At 39.6% G+C, this 23407-nt stretch carries 20 protein-coding genes; 9 read left to right on the top strand and 11 right to left on the bottom strand.

Annotated elements, in window-relative coordinates:
• The first annotated feature begins 14 nt into the window (after positions 1–14).
• Positions 15–1442, top strand: coding sequence for an Omp85 family outer membrane protein (gene omp85 / locus ACZZZK_RS03130; protein WP_463482823.1), 1428 nt, complete (start codon positions 15–17; stop codon positions 1440–1442).
• A gap of 90 nt (positions 1443–1532) precedes the next feature.
• Here the strand turns inward: omp85 and ACZZZK_RS03135 are convergent, their stop codons facing one another.
• The 9 genes from ACZZZK_RS03135 to ACZZZK_RS03175 form a co-directional block, all read right to left on the bottom strand.
• Positions 1533–2540: a YncE family protein gene (locus ACZZZK_RS03135; RefSeq protein ID WP_463482824.1), complete on the bottom strand. Its 1008-nt coding sequence runs from the start codon at positions 2538–2540 to the stop codon at positions 1533–1535.
• A gap of 85 nt (positions 2541–2625) precedes the next feature.
• On the bottom strand, positions 2626–5676 hold the full coding sequence (locus ACZZZK_RS03140) for an efflux RND transporter permease subunit (protein ID WP_463482825.1): 3051 nt from the start codon (positions 5674–5676) through the stop codon (positions 2626–2628).
• Between the two features lie 2 nt (positions 5677–5678).
• The gene (locus ACZZZK_RS03145; protein WP_463482826.1) at positions 5679–6605 is read right to left on the bottom strand and encodes an HlyD family efflux transporter periplasmic adaptor subunit; all 927 of its coding nucleotides are present in this window, start codon (positions 6603–6605) and stop codon (positions 5679–5681) included.
• A complete protein-coding gene (locus ACZZZK_RS03150) occupies positions 6605–7852 on the bottom strand; it encodes a TolC family protein (protein WP_463482827.1) in 1248 nt (415 codons plus the stop codon). Before ACZZZK_RS03150 ends, ACZZZK_RS03145 begins: the two co-directional genes overlap by 1 nt.
• Before the next feature lie 98 nt (positions 7853–7950).
• Positions 7951–8745, bottom strand: coding sequence for a phosphatase PAP2 family protein (locus ACZZZK_RS03155; protein ID WP_463482828.1), 795 nt, complete (start codon positions 8743–8745; stop codon positions 7951–7953).
• Position 8746: 1 nt separating this feature from the next.
• On the bottom strand, positions 8747–9154 hold the full coding sequence (locus ACZZZK_RS03160) for a hypothetical protein (protein ID WP_463482829.1): 408 nt from the start codon (positions 9152–9154) through the stop codon (positions 8747–8749).
• A 63-nt stretch (positions 9155–9217) separates the two neighbouring features.
• A complete protein-coding gene (locus tag ACZZZK_RS03165) occupies positions 9218–10468 on the bottom strand; it encodes a sensor histidine kinase (protein ID WP_463482830.1) in 1251 nt (416 codons plus the stop codon).
• Positions 10465–11142 carry a response regulator transcription factor gene (locus ACZZZK_RS03170; RefSeq protein WP_463482831.1) on the bottom strand — a complete coding sequence of 226 codons (678 nt, stop codon included), beginning with the start codon at positions 11140–11142 and terminating at the stop codon, positions 10465–10467. The genes ACZZZK_RS03165 and ACZZZK_RS03170 overlap by 4 nt, the downstream gene beginning before the upstream one ends.
• Positions 11143–11192: 50 nt before the next feature.
• The gene (locus ACZZZK_RS03175; RefSeq protein WP_463482832.1) at positions 11193–11786 is read right to left on the bottom strand and encodes an HD domain-containing protein; all 594 of its coding nucleotides are present in this window, start codon (positions 11784–11786) and stop codon (positions 11193–11195) included.
• A gap of 172 nt (positions 11787–11958) precedes the next feature.
• On the opposite strand from ACZZZK_RS03175, the gene ACZZZK_RS03180 reads away from it, so the two are divergent.
• The 4 genes from ACZZZK_RS03180 to ACZZZK_RS03195 all read left to right on the top strand — a co-directional run bounded on the left by ACZZZK_RS03180 (position 11959) and on the right by ACZZZK_RS03195 (position 17129).
• Positions 11959–12372 (top strand): EamA family transporter, encoded by a 414-nt coding sequence (locus ACZZZK_RS03180; protein ID WP_463482833.1) that lies wholly within the window; start codon positions 11959–11961, stop codon positions 12370–12372.
• A 243-nt stretch (positions 12373–12615) separates the two neighbouring features.
• The gene (locus tag ACZZZK_RS03185) at positions 12616–14532 is read left to right on the top strand and encodes an LTA synthase family protein (RefSeq protein WP_463482834.1); all 1917 of its coding nucleotides are present in this window, start codon (positions 12616–12618) and stop codon (positions 14530–14532) included.
• Between the two features lie 131 nt (positions 14533–14663).
• A complete protein-coding gene (locus ACZZZK_RS03190; RefSeq protein ID WP_463482835.1) occupies positions 14664–15578 on the top strand; it encodes a carboxypeptidase regulatory-like domain-containing protein in 915 nt (304 codons plus the stop codon).
• A gap of 45 nt (positions 15579–15623) precedes the next feature.
• The gene (locus tag ACZZZK_RS03195; RefSeq protein WP_463486270.1) at positions 15624–17129 is read left to right on the top strand and encodes an outer membrane beta-barrel family protein; all 1506 of its coding nucleotides are present in this window, start codon (positions 15624–15626) and stop codon (positions 17127–17129) included.
• Between the two features lie 1533 nt (positions 17130–18662).
• Here ACZZZK_RS03195 and ACZZZK_RS03200 read toward each other — a convergent pair.
• A complete protein-coding gene (locus ACZZZK_RS03200) occupies positions 18663–20192 on the bottom strand; it encodes a DEAD/DEAH box helicase (protein ID WP_463482836.1) in 1530 nt (509 codons plus the stop codon).
• 341 nt (positions 20193–20533) lie between these two features.
• Positions 20534–20716 carry a hypothetical protein gene (locus ACZZZK_RS03205; protein ID WP_463482837.1) on the bottom strand — a complete coding sequence of 61 codons (183 nt, stop codon included), beginning with the start codon at positions 20714–20716 and terminating at the stop codon, positions 20534–20536.
• A gap of 729 nt (positions 20717–21445) precedes the next feature.
• Between ACZZZK_RS03205 and ACZZZK_RS03210 the strand changes: the two genes are divergently transcribed.
• The 4 genes from ACZZZK_RS03210 (at position 21446) to ACZZZK_RS03225 (ending at position 23404) form a co-directional block, all read left to right on the top strand.
• Complete coding sequence (locus ACZZZK_RS03210; RefSeq protein ID WP_463482838.1) at positions 21446–21814, top strand: response regulator; 369 nt, start codon at positions 21446–21448, stop codon at positions 21812–21814.
• A 52-nt stretch (positions 21815–21866) separates the two neighbouring features.
• Positions 21867–22223 (top strand): response regulator transcription factor, encoded by a 357-nt coding sequence (locus ACZZZK_RS03215; RefSeq protein ID WP_463482839.1) that lies wholly within the window; start codon positions 21867–21869, stop codon positions 22221–22223.
• 133 nt (positions 22224–22356) lie between these two features.
• The gene (locus ACZZZK_RS03220; protein ID WP_463482840.1) at positions 22357–22587 is read left to right on the top strand and encodes a hypothetical protein; all 231 of its coding nucleotides are present in this window, start codon (positions 22357–22359) and stop codon (positions 22585–22587) included.
• A gap of 25 nt (positions 22588–22612) precedes the next feature.
• Positions 22613–23404: a PepSY-associated TM helix domain-containing protein gene (locus tag ACZZZK_RS03225; protein WP_463482841.1), complete on the top strand. Its 792-nt coding sequence runs from the start codon at positions 22613–22615 to the stop codon at positions 23402–23404.
• The last annotated feature ends 3 nt before the right edge of the window (positions 23405–23407 follow it).

Consider the following 23407-nt stretch of genomic DNA (forward strand, 5'->3'; position numbering starts at 1 on the left):
ACATCAATAACCTTATGAGACGATTATTTATATTATCACTTCTTTGCCTGAGCCTTAATGTAGTGGCGCAGCAGACGACTGACACGACTAAGACAGCATTTACACCAATTGATTCCCTCTCATTTATCAGATCAAAAAGAATGTCAGACAGCGACCTTCAAAAGAAAAAGGAGGGCACTTTTATAACGGGGATTCCGGATTTTTCTTCTGATCCGGTTACAGGTTTTGGCCTTGGTCTCCGAACCAATGTGTTTTGGAACGGCAATCACGAAAATCCATTGTTTGCTTATACTCCTTACCTGATGAGGTTAAAAGCGAACGCCGCGTATTATACCTCCAATGCCAGGGAACTCGTACTATCTTTAGATGTACCTTATTACAAAGGCTCAAGATGGCGATTCAAGCTCGATTTCAAAGCCCAACAGAATCCATCTAATTTATATTTTGGATCAACTCAAGTTACTTTAGGTGAACTGCGCTTGCCATCAGCAGTGGCCGGCTCAGCAGGCTATGCGACCTATAGCGAATTCGACATCGCCCGTAAGACCCTTCGTCCGGGTGGACCCGGGGAGCCCGCAACAGCAGTAAGCGATGCACTTTCTAACCGCTTTAGGGAAACCGAATTTATGCTAAACCTAAAGGCCGACTATGCGATTGGAAAGGGTGTCTGGCGGATAATGGGGGGCTATGAAATTCAACACCTCGCCTACGCTACATTTGAAGGGCTGGAAACCGACGCGGTTGACCCCATTTCCGGGCAAAAGACAAAGGCACTAAACGGCACTTCTCTTTTGCGAAGGGATTTTGAGCAAGGCAAAATTTCAGGGCTAGAAGGCGGATGGATTTCAATTTTGCAGACTGCATTGATATATGATACCAGGGATTTTGAACCTGACCCTACAAAAGGGCTCTATTTCGAGGCTGCGAACGAGTTCTCTGGTAAATTCGTTGGTTCACAGTTCAATTTCAACAAACTGTTTTTACAGGGTAGATTTTACCAAAAACTTCCGGTAGGGAAAAGAACAGTATTTGCAGCAAGATTAGGGGCAGGGAATATTTTTGGAAAGCGGGCTCCTTTTTTTGAATTCCAGGACCAGTGGAGTCCGGATGGAAGTATCAATAGCTTGGGTGGCAGGCAGTCGCTCAGAGGCTACCGGGCGAACAGGTTTCTGGCGAGATCGGTTTGGTTCGCAAACTTTGAGCTCAGGGCCAGAATAGCCGAGATGAAGTGGGGCAAACAAAATTTTGGCTTTGGGATTGCGCCTTTTTTCGACGCGGGGACTGTTCGGGACAGATGGCAGGACATCAGCTTTAAAAACATCAAAACCTCTTACGGTGCGGGAGCCAGAATTTCCTGGAACCAATCCACCATTTTATTCTTTGACTATGGAATTTCAAAAGAAGATAAGCTATTCTTCTTTGGTATCGGTCAGATATTTTAAATTAAGACACCACTTATTACCATGATCCTTTGATGCAAATTCAGGATTAGCTTTGCATTAAAGAATCATGTTTAAATGATCTAAGAATCTTTATTTACCGAACTCCAAAACTTTGAAAGTTCCTGAAATTATTTTTGGCCGCTGTCCTTCAACAGTACTTTTCTCAAAACTTGCTGTTGGAAGAAATATATGATGGGTAACATTATCAAGTGCAATTGTTCTGGCACCAGCGTCTGATTTTATAGTTTCTTCTACCACAAATTTATCGGCCGAAACTTCTCTCACTACGGTGATTGTCCCTTCCCCGTTCGAGCTGTAAGCTAATTTTGTTGCTGCATCAAAAACCACTCCGTCAGCACCATCACCGATTGGTAATTTAGCTAAGTGTTCACCCGTTCTCGCGTCTAAAACAAGCATTACTTTATTCGAACAAACCGTAAAGAGCCTCGAAGTAGCCCGGTCAATGGCCAAACCTGAAGGTTCTTCTCCACCAAGGAGTTTATGGCGGAATAACACTTTGAAAGTTTTACTATCAAAACAAACAATCTCATTTGTATCTTCAATGTTTACATAAATTTTTCCTTTTCCATCAGATACACCAGCCTCCGGCTTTCCTTCCAATGGAATAGTGGCTACCGCTTGATCGGTCTGTGGGTCGATAACAGTCGCATCATGGCTTTTTCCATTGAATACAAATACTTTCTGCGAATAGTCATCATAAAAAGTAGCATCTGGGTTTTGGCCAACATTAATCTGCGACATCACAGTTAAGTTTCTTAAATCGAAAACCGTACATGTTGCTGTTTTACCATTGGTGGTATATCCCTTGCCCAAGGCACTTACGACAGCTATTCCATGTACACCTTGTGTATTATGGATTACACCAACCGAATCGCCTGTATTTCTGTTCAAAACATTTACCTGTGTTCCGTGAGAAACAAAAAGGTTATTATTCTTTTGATCGACAGTGAGATAATCCCAACCACCACTGCTCCCAATGGTGTGTGTAGCTAATAAATGAATACCTGTTTTCTTTTGTGCATTTACTGATAGGCCGGTTGCAATCAACAAAGCCATCGTTATAAATTTCTTTTTCATCTGTTTAAATTTGTTCTTTTTTGTGATGTTGGTATGATGATTTAATCATTCCATTGTGTGATTTTCAAATCGTGGCGACTTCCTTTTATTTTTGAGTTGAATTTTCTAATGGCTTGTTTGAATAAAGTTTACGGATAAGGCTTGGGAGTGCAACCAAAAGCAGTGGCAGGGCTACAATAAACCCACCAATTACAGCAATGGCCAGTGGTTGGTGAAGTTGTGCACCGGCGCCAATGCCCAATGCTAACGGCATCAGCGCAATAATCGCCCCTAGTGCGGTCATTAATTTAGGCCTTAACCGGGTCGAAATAGCGAACGTGATGGCATCATCTACGTCTTTATCGTGCAACGACTCCTTAAACTGTAAAAAAGTAAAAATTGCATTTTCGCCGATAATGCCCACAATCATAATTAGCCCGGTATAACTGCCCACATTCAGTGGAGTAGCTGTTATAAAAAGCGCCAAATAACTACCTGAGATTCCTAAAACAGAAATCAGAAGTATCAGAAATGCGATTTTAAAATCCTTGAAAAGGAATAAAATCACACTAAAAACCAGTAAACTTGATGCAATAAGAATGGTCAGCAATTCAGAAAAAGACTGTTGTTGCTCTTTGTAAGCACCACCATATTCAATGTGATAGCCTGAGGGCAGGTTCACTTTTGATTTTATGGTTAACTGAATATCCGTCATCACACTTCCCAAGTCGCGGTTATCTAACCTGGCGGTAATGGCACCAATGGTTTGCAGGTTTTCCCTTTCCACTTCTGCACTGCCCGATTTAAGTTCAACCTTCGCCAAACTCTGAATGGGAATAGCCGTTCCATTAGGTAAAAAAATCTTCATCCTCGATATATCAGAAATACTAAATTTTCTACTGCCCGGATAAACCATGCGGATTGGCGAAAGCTGTTGTTTATCGTACAAATCGCCGATAACATTACCTTGCATGCCCGTTTGAATTTGTAACTGAAACGATGCCGGCGTTATACCATATTGAGCAAGCATTGCGAAATTAGGCTGAACATTTACGGTTGGGCCAGATAATACAATCCCATCAAACACATCGGCCGTTCCGCTTACCTTTGAAACCAGATCGGCTACCTGTTTTGATAAGCCCTGTAATTTTTGCTGGTCGTTACCAAAAATTTTAATCTCGATTGGCTGAGTCGAACTCATTAAATCGCCAAGCATATCGCCAATCACCTGGCCAAAATCAACCACTAATGCAGGCTGTGTACTTTCAACATGTGTTCTGATCTCAGAAATTACCTCACCTGTACTTTTTGTTCTGTTTGGTTTGAGTTGAATCAGGTAATCCCCTGTATTGGGCTCGGTAATGAAAAAGCCCATTTGTGTTCCCGTTCTTCTCGAATAGGCCTGCACATCAGGTATTTTAACAATTTCTTTCTCCACTTCTTTCAACATCCTATCGGTTTCTTCAAGCGATGTTCCTGGAGGCGATGCGTAATCCAAAACAATACTCCCCTCATCCATTTCTGGTAAAAATCCTGTTTGTAAGCGAGGAAAAACGACTGCAATGGAAGCTATTAAGATCAATATAAAAACAAAACTGATATACGGTCGCTGAATAAAATAACGCACCCAATTTTGTGGCTTAACTTCATGAACAACAGCTTGCTTGCCTGATGCATTATTGTGTGAATCTTTTGTGAGCAACAGATAAATTACGGGTAAGCCAATCCAGGTTACAAAAAACGAGCAAACCAGGGTAACAATCATGGTATTGGTCATTACCTGGAAATAAGACCCTGCAACCCCTGTCATAAGTACAAAAGGAACAAAAATCACGATGGTACTAATCGATGAACCGAGCATCGCAGGAAAAAGATAATGAATCGCCCTTCCAAGTAAAGGAACAGTGGGTTCATCAGGATACTCCTCGTGTGTACGATGGATTTGTTCTACTACTACTATAGCATCATCAATAATTAATCCAATAGCCGCTGCAATAGCGCCCAAAGTCATGATATTTAGAGAGTAACCGATAAAATAAAGTACAATTGCCGTTAAGCACAGCGTTACCGGAATGGTAATTAATATGGTTGCGCTGGCTTTAAGCGAACGCAGGAAAATAATGGCGACAATGATGGCCAGTACTAATCCTATCCATAAACTATCACGAACGCTTTCGACCGATTCGTTTACGAATTCGGCTTGTACGTAATAGGGTTTGATGGTGATCCCCGCAGGAAGTATGGTTGCGAGCTGACTAACCTTTGCGGCCATTTGACTCGAAAGGTCAACAAGGTTGGCGTTAGGCTGTTTAATAACGGCAATCAGAATTCCGTCTTTACCATTTGCATTTATTCGGGTATATTCTACACTTTGTTGTATGTTAACCTCGGCAATATCGCCAACTTTTATTGTACGGTTTCCCTTTCTGGTGAGGACGAGATCTTCGAGGTCAGTTTTGGTTTTTACCGTTGCATCGGTAATTGAAAGGTATAAATAATTATGGTCGGCTAAGTAACCGTTCGATTTTATAAAATTGGTCTGTGAAAGGACAGTGCTAATTTGATCTGGCGATATGCCGAGCGTTTGCATTTTAGCCACATCAAGCTCGAGCCAAAACTCTTTACTTTTTCCACCGATTACACGAATTTCAGATACACCCGTGACTTGCGAAAGAAAAGGTTTCACGGTATAAGTGGCAATTTTTTTCAGCTCTGATGGTGAATAATCAGGACTCTCCAAACTATAGCCGCTCACAGGTAAAATCGAGGGGTTCATTTTCTCAACCGAGATGTTTACCCCTGCCGGCAATGTTGCGCTGATTTTTGCAATCTGCGATTCGATTTGTTGCTGGCTTAAATTGATATCTGCTCCAGGATTCATAAATGCCGAAAGCTCGCAACTTCCGCGACTCGTTTTACTCCGAACCAGTTGCAGATTTGGCACTTGCTTTACCGCATTTTCCAACGGACGTGTAACCGTCACCACCATTCTATCAACTGGTTGCAGTTCAGCATCGGCAATAATTTTAATCTTCGGAAAAGTGATTTCGGGGAAAAGTCCAGTTTTCAGTTGCTGAAAAGAATAAACGCCTCCAACCAGAATAATGACCAGTACGGCCAGAATAGGATTTCTATGAGAAATAAAAAAGTTCTTCATGGCTATTTCTGAATCTTAACTTTAGCCGTATCGGCAATTCCATAGTTACCAGAGGTAATAATTCGATCTGTTTTCAAAAACTTAGGACTCACTACTTCCGTTGTATTGCTATTTTCGATGCCTTTCTTAACATTTACTTTTATAGCCGTAGAATCGTTGATGAGTTTCATTACCCAAAACTCATCTTCCGTTTCATTAGCTAATACTGCAGATTTTGGTAGCACCTGGGTATTTGGGTGGCTGAGTTTGCTCAGTCTTACTTTTGCAATCAATCCTTCCGGGATATCTTTTCCTGAAGAAACTTTAATAATATATCGTTGGGTTTGCGCCAGTGAATCTACAGCAGGCATTGTTCCGGAAACGACACCAGTTAACAAAGTTCCATCGGGTAACAATACATTCAGGTTTCCGTTTTGCTTGATGATTTGGTTGAGCTCGTAAGGCAAATCTAACAGAAACACTAAGCTATTGCGATTGCTGATGGTTGCTAAAGCCTCGCCATCTTGCACATAATCGCCTTTTTGATGATTAACCTGAACAATAATCCCGCCTTGCTCTGCCCGAATATTTGAAATTCCTGAAAACTTAAAACCCGGGTCGAGTTTGTTAACGGTATTACCAATCGACCTTGCCTCTTTAGTTATAAGGGTAAAAAGATTTTGTCCGCTGCCCACTTTTTGACCAGTTTGTGCGTTTGCTTTTTCGATATAACCGTTGATATTTGCCTTTACAAGGCTCTTTTCTAAATAAGCAGATACTGCAGAAAGCTCAACATATTCGGCTAGTGAGCTGTCGCCCGCATGTGTAATTTGTACGGGTGTAACCGGAGATGACATATCTGCTGTAGCTTCAGGTGCTGAACTGTTACAAGAAGAAAACATGATTATGACAACTAGGCTGCCATAAATCAATTTTAAATATTTGTTCATTATCGGTTCCAATAATTATATTGATTAATCAATTTTAAGCGGTTTATGGTAGTTTGTCTCAGCAGGTTTTGTGCAGACATATAATTGTTAATTGCGATTACAAAATCAGCCACCCGCAAATCACCTGTATGCATCAGTTTACTATCCACATCAATTAATCCTTTACTAAACTTTATTTGCTCGTCAATTTTTCCAAAAAGTGCATCGGTTTGGTCAATTTGCTGACGGATTAAGTTAAGTTGTTGACTTTGTTGCCGAACAAAAAACTCCCTATAATTTGATATAGTTTCTTTTGCCAGATTCAGTTTGTTAAACTGCATTTTTTTCTGACGGCCATCGTAAATCGGGACAGAAAATGTAAACCCTACACTGGCTCCAAAATTTTTATATGGCTGGAGCACTAACGATGAGTTATAACCTCCATTGGCATATACGCCAAGTTTTGGTTGATAATTTAATATGATGGAACTCCTTTGATTTTCATTCTTCAAGCTATCCAGTTCAAATTTCCTTTTGAAAAAACTCGTTTCTGAGAAAAGCTTATCCGATTTAAGTTTCGGCTCCTCTAAACGAACTGAGGTGGTATCGGTAATTCCGGATAAATAATTTAGGGCAGCCAAATCATTCTTATACTGCAAAGCTGCTTGTTGTAAGCCTAATTCCTGCTGTTGTAGGGTAACCAAAAACGTTAAATATTCTGATTGCTTGTAAATATTACTCCTGGTTAATGTTTTAAGCAAGGTTTCTTCCTTTTTAAGTAAAGCAACCACCTCACTATTAAAATAAACCTGTTCTTGACTGGCAAAAGCTAAAATATATTGGTCGGCAATGGAACGATTTAAATCGAATGTGGAAACTTGACTTGCGTACCTGATGGAATCGCTTTGCAGTTTTACGCCCTGCAGTTGGTTGTTGATGCGTTTCTTATTGAGTAAATCGTAATTCACATTTAGCAAGGCATCTAAAGATTTCCCGTTCGTGATCACCTCATCATAACCATAACCATGAATTATGGGTGCATACAATCCGCTTGAAGATCCGGTAACTTGTGGCTTCCCGGTGGCCTGAACAACAAGGCTGTCGATGCCTGCCGATTTACGTTGGTTTTCCAGATCCTTAAGTAAAGGACTGGAGATTTTTGCCTGGTTAAGAAAAAATTCAAGATTTTTTGCTGGCGCCTGTGCTTTCACGAAAAGTGAAGTGCTAAAAAGTACAACAATGGAAAAATATTTGAATTTCGTTCTCATTTGCTAAAATTTATTCCGCCATGGAAAACTTGTGCAATTCTGCTAAAAGTTTAGCCGGGCATTACCTTTGGCATATTTAAGTGGAGTTGCTTATAAATTTAAAATCTTCCGGAAAACACTAGGCCTGATGCTCCAGGCTGGTAATATGGCATCAATGTAAATTTGCTTTCTTTGTTTTTATTGAATATCTGTTTCATGTAAGGGTAAACCAAATAAGCAATCTTGGTAGATGCAATCCCGAATCCGGCGCCGGCAACCACATCACTAAACCAGTGTTTATTGTTGTACATCCTTAATGTTCCGGTGGCAGTGGCTACGAAATATCCGGCATAGCCAATCCAGGGATTGACATCCTTATATTCCTGATGTAAAAATTCTGCAGCCATAAAAGCAGATGCGGTATGGCCGGAAGGAAATGAATTTTCTCCGTTATTATTGGGTCTCATCCTGCCAACGCCCTGCTTAACAAAGTGAGTAGAAACCCCCATAATTGCCGCAGAAGTTACATAAAGCATCGAGGCATCAAACAGATTATGTTTCCCTTTTATGCCAGAAAGATTTAGCGCATAAACTGCTGCCGCCGGTGCAAACTGTAAATAATCATCTACGTGAGCTGCAAACAAAGGATGATCTTCCTGTAATTCTGCTTTTGTACTCAAATCAAGCTGTTTTAAAGCACCATTATCATATACAGCTGCAAAACCATAACCTACCAAAACAGCCGGAGCGATGAATGAGATCACTTTAAATTTCTTTTTGGGAATAGGATTACCAGAATACCATCTTCCCAGGGAATCCGGATTGGGCGTGTTTTTTAACGAATCTACATTTTGGGCAAATGAAGATAATGTTGCTACTACAAGCAGCAACATGATATAAAAGTACTTAGCCATACTAAGGTTTTATAGGATTACCTTTCGCATCAAACAACAAGTCTTTTCCTTTTACTTCGGCCTCATAGCTTACGCTACCATCAGCTTTTGTAATTTTAGCAGCCTCGGTAATTTTCATACCTTTTAGCTTAAGGATTACAGCTGCCGGAAACTCACTTGTTTTGATTGCAACTTCTGTTTCCAATAAAGACCCGGCTGCAGAATAAACTTCTGAAGTCTCTTTGCCATTTAAGCTAAAGCCAGCCTCATAATTTTGTTTTTCCATCTCCCATCTTACCTTTGCACCGGGATGATTTTTTGTAAAAGCAGTTTTAACCGCAGCCGGTACTTTTGCCGCTGCAACTTTCTGTGCGAATGCAGCGGTGACCATACCGCCCATTAATAAAAAAATTCCAAAAATCTTTTTCATAGTTTTTATTTTCATCAAAACTATAAGGCAATTATGTAGGAATTCTGTAGTTAAGCCTAGCGATCAAAAAAAAATAGAAAAAATATGTAATTCGTTTATTTGCCGGTAAGTAATCTGATATCCATACAAGTTACATACCTGTTTTGTAATGGCCAATCCAAGTCCCATGCCTTCAGACTCGCTTGATTTTGAGAACCTGTCAAAGAGCCTGTCTTTCCCGCTAAAATCCTTTCCTGTGTTGGAAATAACAAGTGTGGTTTCAGTGAGTTCTATCGAAATCTTTCCACCATGTTGATTGTGTCTTACCGCATTACTAAAGAGATTATTTAGCAAAATATCTGCAAGATAGCGGCTCATGATTACTGTTTTATTGCTCAAATCAACCTCCGTAGTTAAGCTATCCCTTTCAAAAAGTTCATGAAACTGCCTCACTTTGGATGCTATTAAAACTTTTAAATCGATTTGCTGTGCATCGGTAATTAAGTTGTTTTCGATTTTAGCCAGTAGCAGCAGGGATTGATGCAGCCGCGAGAGCCTACCTGTTGCCTGATAGATGTCTTCTAGCAGTGTGCCTTGCTGGGCGGTAAAGGGTTCGGTCTGCAAAAGCGAATCAAGTTTTGAATTGATTACCGCTAGAGGAGTCATCATTTCGTGCGAAGCATTATCTGTAAAACTCTTGAGCTCCCTGTAATCCTTTTTCACCCGGTCAGCCATGGCATTTACCGATTGGTTAAGCTCAATGAATTCATCTATTTTTGTGGTATCGCTATTTAGTGATTCCATTTTGGTCACTTCAAAAGATTTCATTCTTTTAAGTGTGTTATAAAATGGCATCCAGAGTCTGCTCATTACAAAGCGGTTAATTAGAAATAGTGAGATGAGTAAAACCAGCGTCACCCCTAAGGTGATCAGCAGGATTACCCTCACTAAATCTTCGGACTCTACCCTTGATTTGGTAATGGTTACCTGAATGTCCTTGCCTTTTAATCGGAGCGTAGTAACCAGACTTCTTCCGGGTTCCTGCTCGTTCTCATTTTGGTTTAAGTAGGTCGTATTGCTAAACTCCCGGATATCGTTAGTATCCGCGGGCAATTCGCGATAGGAAACCTGCTGATCGAGGTAACTTGCCGGAAGAGGCAGCTTTTGATAAGTCCTGGTGTATTGCCTGATCTCATCTTCCTCTACTGCTAAATCCTTGTCCAGTTTATTGGTGAGGATCAGGTGGATAAAGAAATAATAGATTATTCCGGTGATCACCAGGATAATGGAAGAGGTCAGGATATTGACCCTGTTATATCGGGTAGATAACTTCATGCATCTGTAAATTTATAACCGATGCCATAAACAGATTTAATATAATCCTTTGCACCTGTCTCTGCCAGTTTCTTTTTCAGATTTTTTACATGGGTATAAATAAAATCGAAATCATCCGACAGATCCATTTCATCTCCCCAAAGATGTTCTGCCATCGCATTTTTTGTCACAACTTTATTTTTATTGGATAACAAATAGACGAGCAGATCAAACTCTTTTCTGGTTAGGGTAAGTTGGTTATCATTCAAAGTAACCATCATTGCAGCTACGTCCACTTTAATCTCATGGAAAGTAATCACATTATCTCCATCAAAATTTTTCCTTCGTACAATCGCACTCACCCTTGCCTTCAATTCTGAAAGATGAAAAGGCTTAACTAAATAATCATCAGCTCCCAGATCCAGTCCTGAAAGTCTGTCCTCAAGAGAATGCCTGGCAGAGATAATCAGTACACCATCCTTTTTATTGGATTTCTTCAATTTGGATAAAAGTTCCAGCCCTTCGCCCCCCGGTAAACCGAGATCTAAAAGGATGCAGTCATAACTATAAAGTTCAATCTTTTCACTGGCCGTATCGAAATCAGGAGCATGTTCACAAATATTCCCCTCTCCGGTAAAGTAAGCAAAAATGCTTTCGTACAAGGCCTGCTCATCCTCAACAATCAGTATTTTCATTTTTTTTAATCTAAATGTTATATTTAAAACGGATAAACTTTACAGGTCAGTTATTCAACACGGCTTTTAAGCTTTGCAATATTAAGCGCTTTTTTTGGCTGAAGTTTATTTTTCCCATAATCAGTAAAATATATATGAGCTGATAACATGTTCAAATTTAATTTATCCCATTCAACATCGGTATAAAAAAGATTGAGATTTGTCTCCCATTCCGTTTTTAGCCGCCTTGCGTAATCCTGATAGTCTAGGAGAGAAAAGTGGTAGAAATCAGCATCACAAATCACCTCCTCTAATTTGCCTACCGGATGTTGCGGAAATTTTGTCGCGACAATACATTTTTTAACAAGTTCTATCTTTTCTATTGCTAACCCATTAGCCCCTAAAAATTCTGCTGCAATTCTCGCGCTCTCTTCTTCGTGCCCCCAGTATTTCTCAGTATAACCGACATCATGAAGAAAAGCGGCAAGCTTTAATATAAAAATCTCATCCTCGCTAAGCCCTTCTGCCTTCCCGATTCTCTTTACTCCATTCACGACCATTAAAGTATGGCCGAGGTTGTGAAAATACATCTGGAGAGAAAGTCTATTACGAAGACAGTCCTTCACAAAGGTTGCCACTGTCTTCAAAAGAATTTCATTCTTCATATTTTATGTTAAATACTGACAAGAATAAGCTTCAAATCTGGAGAAATTCTGTAGCACGCGTGCAGCCACAAAGTAAAATATCACAAGTATGATTTGTCACCTTTTTTTCGATGTTCTACAGTTTGTCTACAGATTTGAGCGTTATTTTTATTCTTATTACCAAACAGAAATCATGTGGAAATATTATGCAATTCTTTCTGCCTTTTTTGCGGCAGCTACCGCTATACTTGCTAAAATCGGAATCAAGGGGGTGAATGGAAATCTGGCTACAGCGATACGGACGCTGGTCATTCTATTTATTGCATGGGGAATTGCGCTGGCAAGCGGGGAAATTTCTGAGCTGAAAACCTTGAGCAAAAATAATCTTATTTTTCTTGCTTTGTCCGGTGTGGCAACCGGTCTTTCCTGGATTTTTTATTTTAAGGCCTTGGAAACAGGGAATGTTTCTAAAGTAGCACCGATTGATAAGCTTAGCGTTGCCATAGCAATGGGCCTTGCTTTTCTTATCTTAAAAGAACCAATCGAAACCAAAACTTTAATCGGAGGACTGATGATTGTCGGCGGCAGCCTGGTGATTTTGCTGTAATGATCATATGATTTTATTGGGTTTGGTAGGGGTATTCAGAGGGGCTTAAAGCCGGGTTTTGCACATTTGTTTTTTCTACTGGATATAAACCGCTTTCCATCCCTTTTGTTCTGTTATTTTTTTTCTCAGATCAACATTGATGATCAATCCTCTGTGAGATATGCCTACAGAATTGCTACAGATTTGGCCTTTACATTCGCGCAACTTGATTTCAACTAATTTTATGAACCTTCTACATCATTAATGAATAAAATTACCAAATTTTTCAGCCACAGGTTCTCACCTGTTCTTCTTGCAGCTGTAATGCTATGCAGCATTTCTTTAATGACCAGAATTGCACTTATGCTATTTTCTGTTCACAACATAGACTGGTCAATTGCTAATGTTGTGAGGATATTTATGATTGGGATTCTATACGATATGGCAGCTGCTTCATTCGCCTGCATACCAATAGTTATATACCTGTGGATTTTCCCTGCAAGATGGTATCGGAAAAAAGTAAGCAGAATATTGCTATTTGTGTATTTCTTTATTGTGGTACTTACCCTTATGTTTAACGCCGTATCAGAATGGTTTTTTTGGGAAGAATTTTCGGTCAGGTATAATTTTATAGCTGTAGATTATCTTGTTTACACCACCGAGGTCATTGGAAACATCCGTCAATCCTATCCGATTAATACGATACTGGCTATAATGATTTTGTTTGCTGTGGTAGTGGTATTTCTGCTTCGCAAATTGATCTGGGTGGAAAACTATGTTGAGCAGCGCTTCAAAAAAAGAAGTGTGTATGCTCTTTTACTGCTGACGCTGCCAGTTCTGGTCTATTTCGGACTAAGCCATAAATGGAAATACCTGAGCAGCAATCAGTATGTTAACGAGCTGTCTGGAAATGGTATGTATGATTTTGGTTTCGCTTTTTGGAATAACCAACTTGATTACAACACTTTTTATAAAACATTACCGATATCAAAGGTGGAATCTATCATCCAGCATATCCTAAATAAAGCAACAGACAACACAAAATTCACTTATACTACCAGAATGGTAGATAATAAGCAGCAAGAAAACAAAATGAATGTGGTGCTCGTTAGTGTGGAGAGCCTGAGTGCTGAATTCTTGGGCAGCTTCGGCAATAACCAGCACATCACACCAGAACTGGATAAGCTGGCAGAAACAGGGATGCTTTTTACCAACCTTTATGCTTCAGGCACCCGCACCGTCAGAGGTTTAGAAGCGCTTTCTCTTTGCATTCCTCCAACACCGGGGCAGTCCATTGTAAAACGTCCGGATAACCGGAACCTTTTTACCCTGGGCAGTGTTTTTCGCTCCAAAGGATACCATTCCAGATTTATCTATGGCGGATATGGATATTTCGATAACATGACAGAGTTCTTTTCTAATAACGGTTATGAGGTAACTGACAGAAGTGCTTTAAGTGATTCGGAGATACATTACTCGAATATCTGGGGTGTAGCAGATGAGGATTTGTTTACACTTTCATTGCGTGAACTGGATAAAGACTATCAAAATGGCAAACCATTTTTTGCGCAAGTCATGACTGTTTCCAATCATCGTCCCTATACTTATCCCGAAGGAAGAATAGATATTCCCTCCAAAACAAGTAGAGAGGGTGCGGTGAAATACACAGATTATGCAATCGGAAAATTTATAAAGGAGGCACGCCAAAAACCATGGTTTTCCAATACGCTGTTTATTATTGTAGCAGATCACTGTGCTTCCAGCGCAGGAAAGGTAGAACTGCCGGTAGACAGATATCATATTCCCATGATTTTTTACGCACCTGGTCATATTGCACCGTCGAGATTTGAGAAACTTACAGCGCAGCTGGATATTGGCCCCACTATTCTGGGTTATCTGAACTTCAGTTATCACAGTAAGTTTTTTGGCCATGATGTTTTTAAAATGGAAGATACCGAACAAAGGGCATTTATCAGTACTTATCAAAGCCTTGGTTACATACGAGATGGAAAACTTGTGGTACTTGATCCCAATAAAAAAGTAAATACTTTCCGTCCGGATTTTAAAACTGGTGGTTCTACAAAAATCCCCAATGATGAAAAGTTAACAAATGAAACAATCTCTTACTATCAGCTGGCTTCATTTCTCTATCAGAAAAAACTTTATCAACAGGAAAAATGATAACAATAATAGTGTGAATCCTATTTGTAAGGACATTTACACAATCTACAAAAATCAAGCTTAACTAAAACTTCAGTTTTCCAACAGAATCGCCACTGATATTTGCAGCATCAGTTCATTAACCCATTACCATGCGCCATTACTTATTTATATTTTTCCTCTTCTTTATTTCCATTAACGCCAATGCTCAAACGGCTAAAGCTAAAATAACCGGAACGGTCCTGGATGCAACCACAAAAGAACCTATTGATTTTGCCACCATTACCGTTTTTAAGTCGGGTACAAAAAGTGTAGTCAATGGAATAAGTTCTGATGCTAAGGGAAGTTTTACTGTCTCAGGGCTTCCAATTGGCGTTTACAATGTTTCGGTTGACTTCATTGGCTATAAAGCGCAAACCTTTCCTGTAACTTTGAGCCAAACATCCTCCGCCATTTCTTTGGGAACTATTTTACTAGCCTCAACCATAGATCAACTGCAATCGGTTACCATAACTGCTAAAACACCAATTATTGAAAACAAAATAGATAAAACAATATATAACACAGCGAAAGACCTTACAGCGCAAAATGGCGTAGCCTTAGATGTTTTGAAAAAAGTTCCGATGGTAAGTGTAGATATCGATGGAAATGTAGAATTGCAAGGTAGCGGAAGTATTCGGTTTCTGATAAACGGCAAGCCATCAAGTATATTTGGTGCAAGCCTGGCTGATGCATTGCAATCTATTCCGGCAAGCCAGATTAAAAGCGTGGAGGTCATTACCAGTCCGGGCGCAAAATATGATGCTACCGGTACAGGTGGGATAATCAATATTGTATTAAAAGACAATAAATTTCAGGGAATAAACGGTACTGTGAATTATTCTATTGGTTCCAGACTTCAGAATGGTTCGGCAAACCTGAATGTTAAAAAAGGAAATTTTGGAGTTGGTATTTTCTTTAGTGGCAACCAGCAGTTTAACACTGTTGCTAAAAGTTCTTCCAACAGAACATCCTACAATTCAACCAGAGAAACCATTAATAATTTCTTTCAAGATGGCAGTAGTTAGCAGAAAAGGGGTAGTTACCAAACAGGCTTAAATTTAAACTGGAATATTACGCCAAAAGATGAGCTTACAGCCACTTTAGGATACAATCATTTCAACAATAATACGAATGGAACAACTAACCAGATTCAGCAATACCTGCTCGCGACATCGGGAAACAACATTTCTGATTTGAGGAGTTTAAGAAATTCAACCAGTAATTTTAGTGCCAACTCCACCGATGTGAGCCTGGCTTACAAAAAGACTTTCAAAAAAGAGGGCCATGAAATGGACTTTCTGTATAATGCAAGTTTTGGCAATAATCTGGTAAAAGCTTCACAGATTTCAACTTATCAAGGCGGAGGTTTTCCAAATACAGGATTGAATAGCAGCAATCCCGGAAAAGAGAATGAAACAGAAATTTCGATGAATTACACGTTGCCTGTAACCAAGAAATTGACCATTGAGGGTGGCGCAAAAATATTGATTGACAACCTAAACAATAATGTACTGACCGACACGTTGCTTACAAACGGGGCTTATATCAATAATACAAACCAAACATATGGCTTTAACTACAAACGAAATGTGTATGCCGCTTATCTTTCGGCATCGTTTTCACTTTTTAAAGATTTCATCACCGGAAAAGCAGGCCTGAGATACGAAAGAACGGGAAAAGTAGCCGATTTCTCAGGAGCTGCAATCGCAGGCTATAACACCTTTGCACCTTCCCTTACCTTACAGCATAAGCTTGATGAGACCCAATCGGTCAAGTTATCCTATAGCTATAGGATAGAAAGACCGGATTATGGTGATTTGAATCCATTTTACAATATCAGCGACCCACACAATATCAGTACCGGAAACCCGCTTTTGAAGCCTGAAATTGGCAATAATTTAGAATTAGGTTACAGCAAAACTTTCGAGAAAGGTGCTAATATTTATTTTGCAGGATATTATCGCCGCAACACCGACGACATGCAACAGTTAACCACTTTTTATGATGTAATTTCCATCAATGGCGTGGAATATTCGGCTGTAGCCCTGACGCAGAGGATGAATCTTGGTTCCCAAACCAGTATTGGCGCAAGCCTTTTCGCCTCTGTGCCGGTGACTGAAAAGGTTAACTTGCGGACCAATCTTCAAGCCGGCAACAGAAGTAACATTTCGCCCGGACTGGCAAGCGTAAGCGCTTTTGCCTATAGAGCAAATTTGAATGCCAGCTACCAATTTGGCGGAAATTTACTTGCTGAAGTTTTTGGGAACTACAATTCCCAGCAGCGAAACTTCAGGAGCACCAGACCATCGGTATTTAATTATAGCTTAGCAATAAGGAAACAATTCTGGAATAAAAACGCAAGTATTGGCCTCACTGCAGCCAATCCTTTTAACCGTTATTTAACGCAAAGACAAACAAGCTTTGGACCTAACTTCGAACAAACCAATTTAAGACTTATCCCTGTTCAATCGTTTGGTTTAAGTTTATCCTATAAATTTGGCAAACTTCAGTTCAAAAAGGATACGAAAGAAGATAATGGACCTCAGTTACCGGATGTTGGTGGCGGCGGAAAATAATTATGAAGTTCTTATTTAAGTTTATTGCCAATACTTGTGAGTTCGCAATCATAAAATTAAGTCTAAAATTAATTAAATTACGCACTGAAACATTCGGTTAACAAAATATTACGTCAATAACACGGGCCAGAGTTCGTCTAAAAATCACTAAATACAATATATGATTATAGTTAAACTTAAACTTCTCTATGAATTTTTTTTAAATAGAGTCTATCAAAAAACAGTCGATTTTTATGACAAACCAAGAATTTTCCAAATAGTTAGTATCAAAAAACGAACGGTGAGTTAAGAGATACTTGGAGATTACGGGGTCAAATTTATCGGTATTTCCAGGGGATACCTAGCTATGCAAAACATAGCGTTTCTATTTCAACTATTTTTTCAGCAATTTAATCCATTGTATCTTGGTAGTTTCAACTGAAACGTCGATCTACCATTTCAAAATTTATAAAGACCTTTTCCTGACTGTGTGATATATAATCTAGTACTCCATACACCAGCAGTGTAAGCAATTCCTCTTGACGACAAAATGCTTCACTGTCAAAACCCCTCTCGAGAACATATCCTCCCCTTCTTCGGAGGCTTCAAAACTAGGATTAGAAAACTTTGGTAAAATTTAATCTTCAAAAACAAAGTGTAAATGACCTGATAATTTTGAAATTGCCAAATGAGATAATTTTTGATTATGTCAAACCATTAGTGCAACTAGAAAATGCAAAGAGCATTAAGAAAACCAACATTGGGGAAACTGAAACTAAAGCTTTCAAAAACAATAAATTTATCGACTCTGTATTCCAAATCATATGTGAAATTTAAAAATGGATGCTAAAAATCTAAAATAGTGTTCTAAAGTTGAGTCCTAAGGTTATCCATATTTATCTAATTTTATGCAAGAAACAAAAGAAATCTTAACGAATTGTATATCAAAACTATAGAGAAAACTAACTTAAAAGATCTAAATAACATCGATTTATAAGCGCTTAAAGATCAAAATATTAAAAGATCAGAAAGCTGGAAAATAGGGGAGATAATGCTTAAACGCAACAATTAATAAAACATAAATAGCTAACAATCAAATTGTTAGCTATTTTACGCGGTACCCTCTCGGAGGAATACTTTGAACACTTAAATGCTTTCTTACAGGTTCTTGGGCCAATTGTCGACGACTTAAAGAGCAAGGGATTTATATAAAAATCTAGTTTTTCGGAAAAGTGGCAACCGTTGTACTAAAAATTTAGAACGCAAAAACTTGGCAAATATGAATGAGAATAGTTTCGCTTTTTTCGTTGACAAGGACGAACCAATGAATTCGACTGGAGATTCCGCTAAGAGTAAATAAGTTATTTTGGAACTTAAGTGGAAATTTTCACACTTCGAATCCAGTGCGATTAAAATCTCAAACAACGAACAACAAAATAGTCAAAACAATCTTGATTAGTTCAGATCATTTCATAATGTAAAGCATAAATTTCTTTTGGTGAGCTTAAAAATCTGGTTTTTAATAAAAGTCCCACTTACTATCTTGACATTGAATTAAACTGCCGCCCGCATTGCCGCCCGCCTCGACATGATTTTCTCAATAAGGCTGTGCAAACGGCTCCGATAGTCGCTACCCAACCACTTGATATAGTTTTTGGTTACAGAACCCAGGCATTTGCTGTACTGTTTTATCCTCCAGTTGATTTCTTTATCAAGTTCATGTTCCAGCTCAAATGCTTGGGTCACTGTATCAGCATTGTCAGCGCACATCATTGCATGTTGTCTGATGGAATCACGAAGCACGGTTTTTGCCTTTTCCCCCTTATCCATGGCTGTTTGATAAACGGCAAGCACATCGAAAGATATCTCAGAGCTGTTGGCAAACCTGTTTCGCATTTCCGAAGGCATCTGGTGGATATCATCGCTGGCCTTTGCCAGGATCTGATGATAGATTTCGGGGTTTTCAAATACGTGTTGCCAATCTACCGGCGCATCCCATTCTCCAAACCTTTCTGCATTATTGCCCAGGTCTATAATAGTAAATGTTTTTTTACCACCCAAGCGCCTGGCTCCTCTCCCGATCATCTGGTGATAAAGGGTAAGTGATGTGGTAGCACGGTTGAGGATAACTGACTGCACAGAGGGTTCATCAAAACCAGTAGTTAGTATGGATACCGATGTTAATATCGCTCCCTTTGTTTTTTTGAACCATTTTAAAATTTCAACCCGTTCAGCGCTTTCGGTCTGGTTATCCAGATGGCGGATCGGGTAACCCGCCTCCTGAAAAACTTCCAATACCTTTCGGGAGGTAAATATACCGTTATTGAAAATCAATGTTTTTTTACCAGATGCATGTTGCTTATAGGCGTGTACCAAAAGATCGAGCATTATTTTAGACGAATATAGCTCATCGGAACTACTCACCGTATAATCGCCATGTATGCCCCTGTTTAGCGTGTTGAGTTCCACCTCATAAGCAAAAGCCTTTGGCTTTGCCAAAAAGCCTTGTTCGATAAGCGAATTGATCTGCTCCCCAAGCACCAGCTCACTGTAAAAGCTTTTCATCGGGCGCGACACATCTGCTGAAAAAGGTGTGGCAGTTACCCCGATTACTCTGGCACCAGGAAATCTATTGAGCAGTTTATGAAAAGAATTGTGATGGGCTTCATCTACAATCACAAGGCCCACCCCTTCAGTATCGATCAAGCCATCATCGATCCTGTGTTTAAGGGTTTCGACCATGGCTACATAACAGTGATAATAACCTTTTTTGGCTATCCGCTTAACTTTGCTGTCTACTACTTTATTGAAAACGCCAGCATTTTTCATTGCCAGCGAAGTTTGTTTGCATAGTTCTTGCCGGTGCGTGAGCACAATAACCTTTTTTCCATATTGCTTTATAAAACGATCGGCAATTTCAGAAAAGATAACCGTTTTGCCTCCGCCGGTAGGCAACTGGAATAGCAGACGTAGCTCAACGGTGCCGGTCTGCATTTTTTTAAACAAAGTGTCTATAGCATATTGCTGATAGGGATATAATTTTTTTGCTGACCCATGCGCAGCCGTGGATGATAAAATCTGCATGGTGATACAACCACAGAAGCTGGCTGAAAGTTTTAAGACATAATACCATTGGTTTCACAAAATCAGCAATCAAGGCTATGGTCGTAAATAATAATATAACGCCTCCTTTATAGATCATAAAAGCATTCGTCTTTCCGCAAACCATTGCAGCTATTGATGCAGCATTGTAAAAAGCATTCTCTAGAAGATAGAATAGAAACGAAGCATGCAGCCCCGTTCAAAGCTCTTTTTTAAGGCCTTAAACAATTTTCTCCTTAAAACCGAAGCAGACAAGACAGACATTAATACATCCCTAATTCCAAAATGATCAAGGAACTTACCCCCCGAGGTCTATCAACAAGCTATTCCGAACGTTCGACAAGCGGATGATCGCCGGGCCTGGGCACATCATCTTCCTGATGATGCTCTTCAAACGCTAATGCAGCGCGCAATTGCTGTGAAACATTATTGAACCTGGAATCATCTGCAAGAAATTCCGCAAGCGCATCAAGCTCTTCTTTACTGCCATCTATCTGTATATTCATACCTTTAATTTCACAAAATACGGGCCAGGATGTCAGCCCATCTGCAGTTGCACGACTTCGTTACAAGAACGGCTATAATCTTTGCAAGCCTACAAATGATAATTGTGGTCCCTAAAAAACCGTCATATCAACTACCCTAATACTTGTATTTTGACAAGCTTTCCAGAATGATATATGATTATGATTTCACACAATAAAATTTATCTGTATAAAGAAATTGCACGCCTGATGAAAAGAAAGAAACAAGGAATATTCCGCTGACTTATAAGACGTTAGAAACATAAGCAAGCACATTTGATACTACAATACATATATTTTATTTAAAGGCGGGTTTAAGTGGTATCCTGCCTCCTGGTTGCACCTAAATTGTGTAAGCTGATTTCTATACTCTTCCTCAAGGCTTTTCGCTGCTGGTAAAAACATTCTATTTTATAGAGTGCACGAAAAGATCTCCCATCAATTACACATAAGAGCTTTGATTTCCGATGGGTCTCCAATCGATCATACATTCCGTATGGCAAAGTTGAGTACTGCTGTTGGTAAAATCTTTTACCGGAAAGATAAATAAAAATGAACATACACAAAACTAAAGATTGTGCACTTAGTATAAGTTGCTTTTTGCTGATATTAATACTGTTTTAACTCAAGTAAAATACCCTTTCTTGTATATCATTGGGTAAACAAGGAAATTTTTCATTGCGTATTAATCGCTTTAACTATGTTTGTTGAATGTTTAAGCCCATCAGAAAGCTACTGTTCATAGACGACGAACCATCCTTACTGGAACTTGCCCCCCTGATGTTCGATGAGTTCGAGGTTCTCGCTTCGGATAATGGTGCCTCAATCATTGAGCTCATTAATGATTTTCAGCCTGACATCATTCTCATTGACCTGATTATGGGAAACCTCAACGGTCTTGACGTTTGTGAAACGATCAGAAAACAGCCAGAATACAAAACGCTTCCTCTGATTCTGATGACAGCCGGAATTATAAAACTTGATTCCGATTTGAAAGGCGCTGATGGTATCATCGAAAAACCATTTGATATGCCTAAAGCATCAGCCATGATCCAATCTTTTTTTGAGAAAAGATTTTAATTAAAAAACCGTTCCGCAAAATTTATTGTCATTAGATAAATACTAAATCGATATGCTCACCATTCTCTTACTGGAAGACGATCAGGATATTAGGGAAATCATACACTTAATCCTTGAGCAGGAGAATTACAACGTAATTTCCTTCGCCAACATAATGGATTTCAGCAATAGGGATAAAAATATTCAGGCAGACCTGTTTTTGCTGGACGTCATGCTTCCCGATGGCTCAGGACTTGATGTCTGTGAACAGATTAAATCAGAACAATCAACTCCCATATTGGTGATGAGTGCTCATGCCACGCTTAAAGACATAGAGCGTCAATGTCAGCCAAACGATTTCATTCAAAAGCCCTTTGATATCGATCATTTGCTGGGTCAGATAAAATCCACTTTGGCTATCAAATCTTAATCGGTATGAAGAACTCTGCTGGGAAGAATACAAGAGATAACAACTGAACTTCCATTCAAGATCATGTCTTTCTGCGGCAATACCGACTTCCGTGATTTTGTTTGAGTAAATCTATCCGCAGGACATCTAAACTTTGATTACAGGAAATTTTGACTTTTTTGGAATCGATGAAAAATCAGCCATCAATGGCCTACGAAAAGTATTAATTTTCAGTACCTTAGCTAACCTTTTAGACCGAAGGTTGCTAACGCAGGGGTCATATACGAAGCTGGCAACTGAAACTGCAACCTCTGTTTCTTACTACACTTATATCTATGAGGTTCCACGCAATGCATGGTTGAGTATTACCTACCGGTTTAAGTAAGCTGATCTCAATAAAAACAGGCACAATGACGAAGAATCAAAGTCCAGGAAAGAAGAAGCAAAAAGACACGCTTTTTAAGCGAATTAACAACTGGCTGCACTTGTGGTTAGGTTTAATATCGGGTGTCATTGTCCTAATTGTATGCCTTACCGGCTGCATTTGGGTCTTTAATGAAGAAATTACCGGTTTGCTTGAGCCTGAAACAAAAGTAGCCTGGCAGGATAAACCTGTAGTTAAACCCTCCGAGTTGATGCAGATCGCTGCGAAGCTATACCCAGAGAAAGTGGCATCTTACGCCAATTACCAACAAGGCAGGGCCATCAACTTAAATTTACGGGCGGCTAGTGCCGGACCGCGGGATCGCCGGACAGGAAATACCATCCTGAAAGTGAATCCTTATACTGGTGAGGTGATCAGTACAGAGGAGCATAAACCGGGTGAATCGGATTTCTTCAGGTTTATTTTAAACGGGCACCGTTTTCTCTGGATGCCTAATGAGATAGGGCGACCAATTGTTAACTATGGTACTATGATTTTCGTAGTTCTGCTGATAACCGGGCTGATCTGGTGGTATCCGAAGAAATGGAATAAATCAACCCGTGATAAGAGTTTTAAGATCAAATGGGGTGCATCTTTTAAACGGGTAAACTTAGACCTTCACAACGTACTTGGCTTTTACGCCTTATTGTTCCTGGCGGCTATAGCCCTTACTGGAATGGTATATGGTATTAAATGGTATAGTGAGGGTATTTACTGGGTTACATCGGGTGGCGATAAGCTGGCAGAATACAAGCGTTTAGGCTCAGATCCACATTAAAAG

The sequence above is a fragment of the Pedobacter sp. AC163 genome (genome assembly GCF_979258665.1).